Origin of the sequence: Citrobacter sp. B72 (genome assembly GCF_016894305.1) — a bacterium.
Classification (GTDB): Bacteria; Pseudomonadota; Gammaproteobacteria; order Enterobacterales; family Enterobacteriaceae; genus Citrobacter; species Citrobacter portucalensis.
This window is the reverse complement of record NZ_CP069801.1, coordinates 3,273,714-3,286,939: the sequence shown is the minus strand read 5'-3', so window position 1 is coordinate 3,286,939 and position 13,226 is coordinate 3,273,714. Positions and strand designations below refer to the sequence as shown.

12 protein-coding genes are annotated in these 13,226 nt (G+C 56.6%); 9 read left to right on the top strand and 3 right to left on the bottom strand.

Features of this window, described 5'->3' with window-relative positions; genetic code table 11:
• Positions 1–221 precede the first annotated feature (221 nt).
• The 5 genes from hutI to hutH all read left to right on the top strand — a co-directional run bounded on the left by hutI (position 222) and on the right by hutH (position 6,535).
• Entirely contained in the window at positions 222–1,445 is a 1,224-nt protein-coding gene (gene hutI, locus JQN59_RS15710; RefSeq protein ID WP_125362535.1) for an imidazolonepropionase, read from the top strand.
• Positions 1,442–2,383, top strand: a complete 942-nt coding sequence (gene hutG, locus JQN59_RS15705; protein ID WP_204528089.1) for a formimidoylglutamase — start codon at positions 1,442–1,444, stop codon at positions 2,381–2,383. Before hutI ends, hutG begins: the two co-directional genes overlap by 4 nt.
• Before the next feature lie 87 nt (positions 2,384–2,470).
• On the top strand, positions 2,471–3,190 hold the full coding sequence (locus tag JQN59_RS15700; protein ID WP_003831502.1) for a histidine utilization repressor: 720 nt from the start codon (positions 2,471–2,473) through the stop codon (positions 3,188–3,190).
• A gap of 137 nt (positions 3,191–3,327) precedes the next feature.
• The gene (gene hutU, locus JQN59_RS15695; RefSeq protein ID WP_048214639.1) at positions 3,328–5,013 is read left to right on the top strand and encodes a urocanate hydratase; all 1,686 of its coding nucleotides are present in this window, start codon (positions 3,328–3,330) and stop codon (positions 5,011–5,013) included.
• 1 nt (position 5,014) lies between these two features.
• Complete coding sequence (gene hutH / locus JQN59_RS15690) at positions 5,015–6,535, top strand: histidine ammonia-lyase (RefSeq protein ID WP_048226039.1); 1,521 nt, start codon at positions 5,015–5,017, stop codon at positions 6,533–6,535.
• A 95-nt stretch (positions 6,536–6,630) separates the two neighbouring features.
• Here hutH and JQN59_RS15685 read toward each other — a convergent pair whose 3' ends face one another.
• Positions 6,631–7,107, bottom strand: coding sequence for a kinase inhibitor (locus tag JQN59_RS15685; RefSeq protein ID WP_048214637.1), 477 nt, complete (start codon positions 7,105–7,107; stop codon positions 6,631–6,633).
• A gap of 57 nt (positions 7,108–7,164) precedes the next feature.
• On the bottom strand, positions 7,165–8,454 hold the full coding sequence (bioA, locus tag JQN59_RS15680; protein WP_149607116.1) for an adenosylmethionine--8-amino-7-oxononanoate transaminase: 1,290 nt from the start codon (positions 8,452–8,454) through the stop codon (positions 7,165–7,167).
• A 76-nt stretch (positions 8,455–8,530) separates the two neighbouring features.
• On the opposite strand from bioA, the gene bioB reads away from it, so the two are divergent.
• The 4 genes from bioB to bioD are packed head-to-tail and all read left to right on the top strand — an operon-like array spanning position 8,531 to position 12,155.
• Positions 8,531–9,571 (top strand): biotin synthase BioB, encoded by a 1,041-nt coding sequence (bioB, locus tag JQN59_RS15675; protein WP_008784180.1) that lies wholly within the window; start codon positions 8,531–8,533, stop codon positions 9,569–9,571.
• Positions 9,568–10,725 (top strand): 8-amino-7-oxononanoate synthase, encoded by a 1,158-nt coding sequence (gene bioF / locus JQN59_RS15670; protein WP_048214635.1) that lies wholly within the window; start codon positions 9,568–9,570, stop codon positions 10,723–10,725. The genes bioB and bioF overlap by 4 nt, the downstream gene beginning before the upstream one ends.
• Complete coding sequence (gene bioC, locus JQN59_RS15665; protein ID WP_149607117.1) at positions 10,709–11,464, top strand: malonyl-ACP O-methyltransferase BioC; 756 nt, start codon at positions 10,709–10,711, stop codon at positions 11,462–11,464. Before bioF ends, bioC begins: the two co-directional genes overlap by 17 nt.
• Positions 11,457–12,155: a dethiobiotin synthase gene (gene bioD / locus JQN59_RS15660; protein WP_149607118.1), complete on the top strand. Its 699-nt coding sequence runs from the start codon at positions 11,457–11,459 to the stop codon at positions 12,153–12,155. Before bioC ends, bioD begins: the two co-directional genes overlap by 8 nt.
• On the opposite strand, the gene JQN59_RS15655 is transcribed toward bioD, so the two are convergent.
• Positions 12,121–12,843 carry an ABC transporter ATP-binding protein gene (locus tag JQN59_RS15655; RefSeq protein WP_048214632.1) on the bottom strand — a complete coding sequence of 241 codons (723 nt, stop codon included), beginning with the start codon at positions 12,841–12,843 and terminating at the stop codon, positions 12,121–12,123. The two genes, bioD and JQN59_RS15655, sit on opposite strands and share 35 nt — an antisense overlap.
• Between the last annotated feature and the right edge of the window lie 383 nt (positions 12,844–13,226).

Genomic DNA, 13,226 nt, shown 5'->3' with positions numbered 1-13,226 from the left:
TTGCTCCGGGCTTTGAAAGTTATCCATTAAAGCCTGCTTTTTTATACTAAGTTGAGCGAAACGGGAAGGCGAAAAGGTAAAAAGTTGTTTTTTATCGCAGCAATGTCTGGCGCGGAGAGTCTTTATATCACAAATAGATAACAATTATGGTTCTTCAGGTTGACAACATCCCTATAATCAAAAATAAATGTCTATACAACCTATGACAAGTGGTGAGTCGAATGCAGCAATTCTTCCCTGATGATGTTATCTGGCGCAATGTTCGTCTGGCGACTATGGACCCTGAACGTGGCACCCCATATGGGCTGTTGGATGGTCACGCGCTGATCGTCCGCCAGGGCAAGATTCGCGATATCGTCCCGGAGTCATCGTTATATCTCACGCATGACAATACTTTTGATATGCAGGGCAGGCTGATTACGCCAGGCCTGATTGATTGCCATACGCATCTGGTCTTTGGCGGAAACCGCGCAGGTGAGTGGGAGCAGCGACTAAATGGTGTCTCCTACCAGCAGATAAGCGCTCAGGGTGGGGGGATCAATGCCACCGTATCGGCGACCCGCAGCGCCACGGATGAACAACTCTTTCACGTAGCCCATCAGCGGATGGAACAGCTGATCAAAGAAGGTGTTACGCTGCTGGAAATAAAATCCGGCTACGGCCTGGATTTGCCGACAGAAGAGAAAATATTGCGCGTGGTGGCAGAGCTGGCGGCAGAGAGTATCGTTGAAATCAGCCCGACGCTGTTGGCCGCGCATGCAACTCCAGCGGAATACCGGGATGATCCTGACGGCTATATTACGCTGGTGTGTGAGACCATTTTGCCGCAATTGTGGGAACAAGGGCTGTTTGAGACCGTCGATCTGTTCTGTGAAAGCGTTGGTTTTTCGTTGGCGCAGAGTGAGCGGGTGTTTCAGGCTGCACAGGCGCTGGGCATCCCGATTAAAGGCCATGTCGAACAACTGTCATTGCTTGGCGGCGCACAGTTGGTAAGCCGCTACCAAGGGCTATCCGCCGATCATATTGAATACCTCGATGAAGCGGGCGTGGCGGCGATGAGTCAAAGCGGTACGGTCGGCGTGCTGCTGCCCGGCGCGTTCTATTTCCTCAAAGAGCAGCAGCGCCCACCGGTAGCGTTGCTGCGTCAATATCAGGTACCGATGGCGGTAGCGACAGATTTTAACCCCGGTACCAGTCCGTTTATCAGCCTGCACTGGGCGATGAATATGGCTTGTGTCCAGTTTGGCCTGACGCCGGAAGAAGCATGGGCGGGTGTAACCCGTCATGCGGCTCGGGCGCTTGGGCGTCATGCCACCCACGGTCAATTGAAGGCCGGGTTTGTGGCCGATTTTGTGGTGTGGGATGCAACCCTCCCGGTCGAGATCCTGTATGAACCCGGGCGCAATCCGCTCTACCAACGCGTATTCAAAGGACAAATAGCATGACCAACTGGCAACCAGCCTCACCTGCGCTGTGGCAGGGACGTGATGACCGCGCCGAATCGCCGAATGCGCTGCGCCTGTTTCAGACTATCACCCTGAGCCCGACGTTTAGCCCAGAAATGTACCGCGAGCAGATAGCGTTGCTCGGGTTTGCCTGCGACGAAGGCGTTAAACGCAATCAGGGGCGCACGGGCGCCGCCGGAGCACCCGATGTGCTACGCAAGGCGCTGGCGAATTTAGCCAGCCACGATGAGCACAATCGGCTGGTGGATCTGGGAAATATTGTGGCGCAGGCTCCCGATCTTGAGGGCGCGCAGCAGGCGTTACGTAATGCGGTACAGCGCTGTCAGCAGGAGAACATGCGTACCTTTGTTTTGGGCGGAGGACATGAAACCGCTTTTGCACACGGCGCTGGCGTACTGGATGCGTTCCCGCAGGCGAAAGTGGGGATAGTCAACTTCGATGCGCATCTCGATTTGCGCAAAGCTGAACAAGCTACATCCGGTACGCCATTTCTCCAGCTGGCGCAGCTTTGCGATGAACAGCAGCGTGAATTTCACTATGCCTGTATCGGCGTCAGTCGGGCGGCAAACACCCAGGCGCTTTGGGATGAGGCCCAGCGGCTCGGTGTTACCGTGGTGGAGGATCTGCATTGCGATACGGCGCAGGCGCAGTTAGCGCAGTTCATTGCCAATCTGGAAGTCATCTATCTGACAATCGACCTCGACGTGCTGCCGGTGTGGGAAATGCCCGGCGTGTCGGCCCCCGCCGCGCTTGGCGTACCCTTGGCGACGCTGCTGAGACTGATTGAGCCTCTGTGTCGTAGCGGTAAACTCCTGGCGGTGGATATGGTTGAATTTAATCCACGCTTTGACGATGATGGCAGAGCAGCACGCGTGGCGGCGCGATTAGGCTGGCAAATCGCCCACTGGTGGCACTGATATACCTGATGGCGTTGCGCTTATCAGGCTTGGGTAATGCCTGTAAACTCTACCCACTCACATTTTCAGCTTAAGGAAGGCTCACGCATGCTCCCATCCCGTTCTGCTCCGGCTCCTTTTTACGAAAAGGTCAAACAGGAGATCAGCGAAAAAATTGCCAGCGGTATCTGGCAGCCTCACGATCGCATTCCTTCTGAGGCAGAGCTGGTGGCGCAATATGGTTTCAGCCGCATGACTATCAACCGGGCGCTACGTGAGTTAACGGATGAAGGTTTACTGGTGCGTTTGCAGGGCGTCGGGACGTTTGTCGCCGAGCCAAAAGGCCAGTCCGCGCTGTTTGAAATCCGCAGCATCGCGGATGAAATCAACGCCCGTCAGCATCAGCACCGGTGCGAAGTACTGACGCTGGAAAAAACCCAGGCCAACGCGCAGCAGGCTTTGGTGTTAAACGTCAAAGAAGGCACATCCATTTTTCACTCTGTCATGGTGCACTACGAGAACGATCTGCCGGTACAGATTGAAGATCGCTGCGTGAATGCCGAAATTGTGCCGGAGTATCTGGCGCAGGATTACAGTCAGACCACGCCGCACGCATACCTGTCACTGATCGCCCCGCTGACGGAAGGTGAACATATTGTTGAAGCGGTACGTGCCAGCGCTGAAGAGTGCGCGCTGCTGAATATCAAAGAACACGATCCCTGCCTGCTGATCCGCCGTAAGACCTGGTCTGCGTCGTCCATAGTCTCTCATGCCCGCTTGCTGTTCCCGGGTTCCCGCTATCGCCTGCAAGGACGGTTTATGTCCTGATGTCGGGATATCAAAACCGTGATTGCTGACGCAATATAATAAAAATGTATCTTAATTGTTAAAATCATCCTTGCGATGACTTGTATAGACAAGTATATATTTCTTATCTATCCGACGTTCGCGAGGAGTTTTCTGTCATGTCCCATAGCAAATATCGTCAGCAGGATATTCGTGCCCCACGCGGCACCACCTTAACGGCCAAAAGCTGGCTGACCGAAGCGCCGCTGCGCATGTTAATGAATAATCTGGATCCCGATGTGGCGGAGAATCCGCATGAGCTGGTGGTATACGGTGGGATTGGCCGCGCCGCGCGGGACTGGGAATGTTATGACGCCATCGTCAATGCGCTGACCAAACTGGAGACCGATGAAACTCTGCTGGTCCAGTCTGGTAAACCGGTAGGCGTATTCAAAACTCACGACAACGCACCGCGCGTGCTGATTGCCAACTCCAACCTGGTGCCACATTGGGCTACCTGGGAACACTTCAACGAACTGGACGCCAAAGGGCTGGCGATGTACGGCCAGATGACCGCCGGGAGCTGGATCTACATCGGCAGCCAGGGCATCGTGCAGGGGACTTATGAAACCTTCGTTGAGGCCGGGCGTCAGCATTATCAGGGTAACCTCAGCGGACGCTGGGTGCTGACCGCCGGGCTGGGCGGCATGGGCGGAGCACAACCGCTAGCCGCTACACTTGCGGGTGCGTGTTCGCTGAACATTGAATGCCAGCAAAGCCGAATTGATTTCCGTCTGCGTACCCGTTACGTCGACGAGCAGGCGACATCGCTTGACGATGCGCTGGCGCGTATCGACAAATACACCCGCGAGGGTAAAGCCGTCTCCATTGCGCTGTGTGCTAATGCCGCCGACGTTGTGCCGGAACTGGTGAAGCGCGGTGTGCGCCCGGATATGGTCACCGACCAGACCAGCGCCCACGATCCGCTGCATGGTTATCTGCCGTGCGGCTGGAGTTGGGAAGAGTATCAGGCAAAAGCGGTGTCCGATCCGCAGGGCACGGTGCAGGCGGCGAAACGTTCAATGGCAACGCACGTTGAGGCGATGCTGGCGTTTAGCAAAATGGGCGTGCCGACGTTTGATTACGGCAACAACATTCGCCAGATGGCCAAAGAGATGGGCGTGGAAAACGCCTTTGATTTCCCCGGCTTCGTACCTGCTTATATTCGCCCCCTGTTCTGTCGCGGTATAGGCCCGTTCCGTTGGGTGGCACTGTCAGGCGATCCGCAGGATATTTATAAGACAGATGCCAAAGTGAAAGAGATCGTGGCTGATGATAAGCACCTTCATCACTGGTTGGATATGGCGCGTGAGCGGATCAACTTCCAGGGCTTACCAGCGCGTATCTGCTGGGTCGGCCTGGAGTGGCGACAAAAGCTGGGGCTGGCGTTTAATGAGATGGTGCGCAGCGGTGAAGTATCTGCGCCGATTGTTATTGGCCGTGACCATCTGGACTCCGGTTCTGTTGCCAGCCCAAACCGCGAAACAGAAGCTATGCGCGACGGTTCAGACGCCGTATCCGACTGGCCGCTGCTGAACGCGCTGCTTAACACCGCCAGCGGAGCGACCTGGGTGTCGCTGCATCACGGCGGCGGGGTTGGCATGGGCTTCTCTCAGCATGCCGGGATGGTGATTGTTTGCGATGGCACCGATGAAGCCGCGGCGCGCATCGCCCGAGTCTTACATAACGATCCGGCTACCGGGGTGATGCGCCACGCCGACGCCGGGTATGACATTGCGGTGGAGTGCGCCGTTGAAGAAGGGCTGAATTTGCCAATGATTGCTGCGACGCAGGAGAAACGCTGATATGAACACCATGACACTCACGCCGGGCCAACTGAGTTTTACCCAGCTACGTGAAATCTGGCAGCAGCCGGTCAAACTGAACCTGGATGCCGGGGCGATTGATGCAATCAACGCCAGCGTCGCCTGCGTCAATAATATTGTCGCTGAAGGCCGTACGGCATATGGCATTAATACCGGCTTTGGCCTGTTGGCTCAGACCCGTATCGCCACGGAAGATTTGCAGAATTTACAGCGTTCGCTGGTGCTTTCGCATGCGGCAGGCGTTGGCGAGGCGCTGGATGACGCAATGGTTCGCCTGATTATGGTGCTGAAAATCAACAGCCTGGCGCGTGGGTTTTCCGGCATTCGTTTGAGCGTGATTGAAGCGTTGATTGCGCTGGTGAATGCCGAGGTGTATCCACTGATCCCGGCGAAAGGGTCGGTGGGCGCATCGGGCGACCTGGCGCCGCTGGCACATATGTCGTTGACGCTACTGGGCGAAGGTAAAGCGCGCTGGCAGGGGGAATGGCTCCCGGCTACCGACGCGCTGAAAAAGGCCGGACTGGAGCCGATCACGCTGGAGGCGAAAGAGGGACTGGCGCTGCTCAACGGCACTCAGGCTTCCACCGCCTTTGCACTGCGCGGGTTAATTGAAGCTCAGGAACTGTTTGCGTCTGCGACGGTGTGCGGGGCGCTGACCACAGAAGCCGTGCTGGGCTCCCGTCGTCCGTTTGACGCCCGTATTCATGCCGCGCGAGGGCAGCGTGGGCAGATTGATGCCGCAACGCTGTACCGTCATGTGTTGACCGACTCCAGCGCGCTTTCGCAGTCGCATCATAACTGTGAAAAAGTTCAGGATCCGTATTCTCTGCGCTGTCAGCCACAGGTGATGGGGGCATGTCTGACACAAATGCGCCAGGTGATGGATGTCCTGCTGGTTGAAGCCAACGCGGTTTCCGACAACCCGCTGGTGTTTGCCGAAGAGGGCGATGTGATCTCCGGTGGGAATTTCCATGCTGAACCGGTGGCGATGGCGGCAGATAATCTGGCGCTGGCGATTGCGGAAATCGGCTCGTTGTCAGAGCGGCGCATTGCGCTGATGATGGACAAACATATGTCGCAGTTGCCGCCGTTCCTGGTGAAAAATGGCGGGGTTAACTCCGGCTTTATGATTGCTCAGGTAACTGCCGCCGCGCTGGCGAGCGAGAACAAAGCGCTGGCGCATCCGCACAGCGTGGACAGCTTGCCGACATCTGCTAACCAGGAAGATCATGTTTCTATGGCTCCGGCGGCGGGGCGCAGACTGTGGGAGATGGCAGCAAATACGCGCGGCGTGATTGCCGTGGAGTGGCTGGCGGCGTGTCAGGGGATTGACCTGCGTGAAGGGTTAACCTCCAGTCCGTTGCTGGAGCAGGCGCGACAGGCGCTGCGCGAGCAGGTTGCCCACTACACGCAGGATCGCTTTTTTGCCCCGGATATTGAGTGCGCGACCGAGCTGTTAGCGCAAGGAACGCTGCTGCAATTGCTGCCTGAATTTCTGTAGAAAATTGCCTGATGTCGACGCTGACGCGTCTTATCAGGCCTACGGTCTGCTTTGTAGGCCGGATGAGGCGAAACCGACATCCGGCACAACACAGCTTAGCTAAACATCGCCGTAATCGAGGCGCTGGCGAGCGAGTGGAAATGGACGTTAAATCCAACCATCGCGCCGCTGGCACCTTCATCGACATCAATACGCTCCACATCCAGGGCGTGAACCGTAAAGATATAGCGGTGGGTTTCCCCCTTCGGCGGCGCAGCGCCACCATAACCAGCTTTACCAAAATCTGTACGGGTCTGAATCACCCCATCTGGTTGTGCAACCAGCCCGGAGCCGAATCCTTGCGGGAGTACGCGGGTATCAGCCGGCAGATTTACCACCACCCAATGCCACCAGCCGGAGCCGGTTGGCGCATCAGGATCAAAGCAGGTCACGACAAAGCTTTTGGTTCCTGCGGGTACGTCATCCCACGCCAGGTGGGGGGAAATATTATCACCGTCATACCCCATGCCGTTAAAGACGTGGCGATGCCCAAGCTTATCGCCATCGCGCAGATCGTTACTGATTAGTTTCATGCTGACTCCTCTCGTTAGCCAAAAAGTGTAGCCAGAAACCGTAGAGCTTACCGCTGATTAATCGCTAAAAAATGTTGCATTGCGCACAGCCTCGTTCACGGCCTGCGTCAGGCGACGCAACTGATCGGGCTGGATGATGTACGGCGGCATCAGGTAGATGAGCTTGCCAAACGGTCTTATCCACACGCCCTGTTCGACAAAGAACTTCTGTAACGCTGCCATATTCACCGGATGCGTGGTTTCGATGACGCCGATGGCGCCGAGCACGCGTACGTCCGCGACCCAACTGGAGTCCGCCGCCGGGGCGAGTTCTGCCCGCAACTGCGCTTCAATGGCCGCTACCTGCGCGCGCCACTCGCCGGTTTCGAGTAACGACAGGCTGGCGGAGGCGACGGCGCAGGCCAACGGATTGCCCATAAAGGTCGGGCCGTGCATGAAGCATCCGGCTTCACCATTGCTGATGGTTTCTGCAACCTGGCGGGTGGTGAGGGTTGCAGAAAGGGTCATCGTTCCGCCGGTTAACGCTTTGCCCAGGCATAAAATGTCCGGAGTGATGTCGGCATGCTCGCAGGCAAACAGCTTGCCTGTACGACCAAATCCAGTAGCGATTTCATCGGCAATCAGCAGGATCCCTTCACGGTCGCACATCTTACGGATGCGTTTTAACCATTCGGGATGATACATGCGCATACCGCCAGCGCCCTGTACGATTGGCTCTAGGATCACCGCCGCAATTTCGTGGCGATGCGCGGCCATCAGACGGGCAAAAGGCACCATATCCAGTTCGTCCCACTCGCCGCCCATGCGGCTTTGTGGGGCTGGGGCAAACAGGTTCTCCGGCAGGTACCCCTTCCACAGACTGTGCATTGAGTTGTCAGGATCGCAGACCGACATCGCGCCGAAGGTATCACCATGATAACCATTACGAAATGTCAGGAAACGCTGGCGGGATTCGCCTTTAGACTGCCAGTATTGCAGCGCCATTTTCATTGCAACTTCTACTGCGACCGACCCTGAATCCGCGAGAAAAACGCACTCCAGCGCCTCTGGGGTCATCGCCACCAACTGGCGGCACAGCGCAATGGCCGGGGCATGGGTAATGCCGCCAAACATCACATGCGACATGGCATCAATTTGCGTTTTCATCGTGGCGTTCAGCTGCGGGTGATTGTAACCGTGGATTGCCGCCCACCAGGATGACATGCCGTCAATCAGCTTCTCACCGCTGGCTAAGGTCAGTTCGCAACCTTCGGCACGCGCCACCGGATAAACCGGCAACGGGGAGGTCATGGAGGTGTATGGGTGCCAGATATGGCGTTGGTCAAACGCAAGATCGTCCGTTGTCATAATCGACTTGTAAACCAAATTAAAAAGATTTAGGTTTACGAGTCTACACCAAACTAACAACGAAACGTATACCAATATGGCTCATTCTTCTCGCTGGACAATGTCGCAAGTCACCGAATTATTTGAAAAACCGCTGTTGGATCTGCTGTTTGAAGCGCAGCAGGTTCATCGCCAGCATTTCGATCCGCAGCAGGTACAAGTTAGTACGCTGCTGTCGATTAAGACCGGTGCTTGCCCGGAAGATTGCAAATACTGCCCGCAAAGCTCCCGCTATAAAACCGGTCTGGAAACTGAACGGTTGATGGAGGTTGAACAGGTACTGGACTCGGCACGTAAGGCGAAGCAGGCTGGTTCAACGCGGTTTTGCATGGGCGCGGCGTGGAAGAACCCGCATGAGCGCGATATGCCGTACCTGGAACAAATGGTTCAGGGCGTGAAAGAACTGGGGCTGGAAGCCTGTATGACGCTGGGCACGCTGGACGAATCGCAGGCCCAGCGCCTGGCCAATGCGGGTCTGGACTACTACAACCACAACCTCGACACCTCGCCGGAATTTTACGGCAATATCATCACCACCCGCTCTTACCAGGAGCGCCTGGATACGCTGGATAAAGTGCGCGAGGCGGGCATTAAAGTCTGCTCCGGCGGGATTGTTGGGCTGGGCGAAACGGTGACCGACCGCGCGGGTCTGCTGCTGCAATTAGCGAATCTGCCGACGCCGCCGGAAAGCGTGCCGATCAACATGCTGGTGAAAGTGAAGGGCACACCGCTTGCCGATAACGACGACGTAGATGCTTTTGATTTTATTCGTACTATCGCCGTGGCGCGTATCATGATGCCGACCTCATACGTGCGTCTTTCTGCCGGGCGCGAGCAGATGAACGAACAAACCCAGGCGATGTGCTTTATGGCCGGGGCCAACTCGATTTTCTACGGCTGCAAACTGCTGACCACTCCGAACCCGAACGAAGATAAAGATTTGCTGTTATTTCGTAAGCTGGGTCTTAACCCGCAGCAAACGGCGGTACTGGCGGGCGATAACGAACAGCAACAACGTCTGGAGCAGGCGCTACGTACCCCGGATACCGACGATTACTACAACGCGGCAACCGTATGACCTGGCAGCAAAAAATTGACGATGCGCTAACAGCGCGTCGTAGTGCTGATGCGTTGCGTCAGCGCTATGCGGTGACGCAGGGTGCCGGTCGCTGGCTGCAGGCCGACTGTCGCCAGTATCTGAATTTCTCCAGCAACGACTACCTCGGCTTAAGCCACCATCCGCAGATTATCTGCGCGTGGCAGCAGGGCGCTGAGCGTTTTGGCGTCGGCAGCGGCGGCTCGGGCCATGTCAGCGGTTATTCCGTTGCTCATCAGGCGCTGGAAGAAGAGCTGGCGCAGTGGCTCGGCTATTCCCGGGCGCTGTTGTTCATCTCTGGTTTTGCCGCCAATCAGGCGGTCATTGCCGCACTGATGGGAAAAGATGACAAGATTGTTGCCGACAGGCTCAGCCATGCCTCGCTGCTGGAGGCTGCCAGTCTTAGCCCTGCCGTGTTACGTCGCTTTACCCATAACGACTCGCAACATCTGGATCGTCTGCTGACAGCCCCCTGTCCGGGGCAGCAGTTGGTGGTCACCGAAGGCGTGTTCAGCATGGATGGCGACAGCGCGCCGCTGGCAGAAATCCACGCGGTGGCGAAACGGCAGGGCGCGTGGCTGCTGGTGGATGATGCGCATGGGATTGGCGTAAGCGGTGAGGAAGGGCGTGGTTCGTGCTCCCGACAGCAGGTGAAACCTGAGCTGTTGGTGGTGACGTTTGGCAAAGGGTTCGGCGTCAGCGGTGCGGCGATCCTGTGTTCTGATAGCGTGGCCGATTATCTGCTGCAGTTTGCCCGTCATCTGATCTACAGCACCAGCATGCCGCCAGCCCAGGCTCAGGCCTTGCGCGCCGCGCTGGCGGTGATCCGCAGCCGCGAAGGCGATGAGCGCAGAGAAAAGCTGGCGATGCTTATCCAGCGTTTTCGCGCAGGAGTGAATACTACGGATTTGACGCTGGCGCATTCAGACAGCGCGATTCAACCGCTGATCGTTGGCGACAATCATAAAGCCTTGCAACTGGCACAGACGTTACGGCAACAGGGATGCTGGGTGACGGCGATTCGTCCACCGACGGTGCCGGTTGGGACGGCCAGGCTGCGGATTACGCTGACCCAGGCGCATGAAGTCCAGGATATCGACAACTTACTGGAGGTGCTGCATGGCGCAGGTCAATAAGCAGGCGATTGCCGCTGCGTTTGGTCGCGCGGCTATGCACTATGAGCAACATGCGGAGCTTCAGCGTCAGAGCGCCGATGCGTTACTGGCACAACTCGATGGCCGGGCGTTCTCACGGGTTTTGGACGCGGGCTGTGGGCCTGGGCGTATGAGTCGCTACTGGCGGGAGCAGGGGAGCGAGGTATGTGCGCTGGATTTGTCGGCGCAAATGCTTACGCAAGCGCAGCGTCAAGATGTCGCCCATCACTATCTGCTGGCGGATATCGAAGCCATTCCGCAGGCCGCTGCCACTTTCGACCTGGCCTGGAGCAATCTGGCCGTGCAGTGGTGCAACGACCTGCGCGGCGCGTTACGTGAGCTATACCGGGTGGTGCGTCCTGGCGGGACGGTGGCGTTTAGTACGCTGGCGCAAGGGTCGATGCCGGAACTTCGTCAGGCGTGGCGAGCAGTTGATGACCGGGAGCATGCCAACCGTTTTTTGCCCGTGGAGCAACTGGAAAACGCTCTGTGCGGCTGGGATGTTGAATACCAGTCTCATGCCGTCACGCTGTGGTTTGACGATGCGCTGAGCGCCATGCGCTCGCTGAAGGGCATTGGCGCGACGCATTTGCATGATGGACGCGAGCAGCGTGTGTTGACCCGCTCGCAGTTGCGCCAGTTACAGCTCGCCTGGCCCTGTCAGCAGGGTAAATATCCGCTGACCTATCATCTTTTTTTGGGAGTAATTCAACGTGACTAACACATATTTTGTCACCGGGACGGACACCGAAGTAGGTAAAACTATCGCCAGCTGTGCGTTGCTTCAGGCGGCGGGACAACTGGGGTTGCGAACGGTCGGCTATAAGCCGGTGGCGTCAGGCAGTGAAATGACGGCTGAAGGTCTGCGAAACAGCGATGCGCTGGCTCTACAGCGCAACAGCGTTGTGGCAGTTGATTATGCGGGCATCAATCCGTATACCTTCGCCGAACCTACCTCACCGCATATCATCAGTGCTGACGAAGGGCGCCCCATTCAGGCCTCAGTGATGTCTGCGGGTTTACGCTTGCTTGAAGAACAGGCTGACTGGGTATTGGTGGAAGGCGCAGGCGGATGGTTTACGCCACTGTCGCCAACGCTGAGTTTTTCTGACTGGGTAAAAGCGGAACAACTGCCGGTGATTCTGGTGGTTGGCGTTAAGCTCGGTTGTATCAATCATGCCATTTTGACCGCCCAGGCGGTGCAGCAGGCCGGGCTGACGCTCGCCGGATGGATTGCCAATGATGTGATGCCACCTGGCAAGCGTCATGCTGAATATATGGCGACGCTAAAGCGTGCGCTTGCGGCTCCGCTACTGGGGGAAATTCCCTGGCTGGCAGAAGAGCCGGAACGAGCATCGACTGGTCGTTATATCGATCTTAGCGTTTTGTCTCTGGCATCCACCAGTCGTTGATTAGCGGGTCGCTGAATTGTGTTATTTGCCCTTGAGCCACGTTGCGTCCACGATGTAACAAGCAATAGCAGTCGGCGACCCGACGAATGAACGGCAGGCTCTGCTCCGCGAGCATAATGGCGATGCCAAGCTCCTGGCTTAGCCTCACAATCAGATTCCCCAGTTTGTGGATATACGCCTGGCCACTTCCTCGCGTCGGCTCATCGAGGATCAGCAGGCGCGGGCGAGTGACCAGTGCACTGGCGAGTGCAAGCTGGTGCTGATTTTCCTCCGACAATGCCACCCCTTTGGCCTGACGCAGTACAAACAGCTGTGGAAACAGGCGGTAAATATCGCTGCTGTTCATCGCTTCGCTTTCCTCAACCGCCTGGCGCGCAATGTGCAGATTTTCCTCTACCGTCAGCTGCGAAAAAATTCGCCGTTCCTGCGATACACAGTTAATACCCAGCGCAATGCGCTTTGCCGCCGGAATCTGAAGCAGATCGCAAGGTGGTGCGCCAGCCTGATGCCAGAACATGGTTCCGCTCTCAATCGGTAAATTGCCTGTGATGCAATTGGCCAGCGTGGTTTTTCCCATCCCTGGAAGACCCAGCACGGCGGTACATTTGCCGGGCAACAGGTCGAGATCGACATCCCAAAGCGAGTGTTGATTACCGTAATAGTGATTCACTGCACGAAGACTCAACATAGATTTCTCCCTCATGATGATATCCGCCTCGCGGGCTGATGGTCGGGAGAAAACTGCAAATCTCTTGCCAGAAGCGGAATTAGGGGAAAATACAGCAGAATAGCGTATTGAGCGGGTTGCGGTATCCGGCTTGTTGTGGATGAGAGCCGCAGTGTGCACATTGTCAGTGCCTGGTGGCGTTGTGATGGTGCAGGCAGGAAAATGATGAAAATGCGAGCAAGATCTCGGCTATCCCAGGTCGCTTCGTTAGCTGATAAATATCAAAAAATAGCGATAATTTTTTTTTATCCCACCAGAAAAGATCATCAGGACGTTTTTGCCAGGCTACAGTCCGTACGGGCTGGAGGCAGTTATCCACTATTCCTGTGGATAACCTTGTGTAT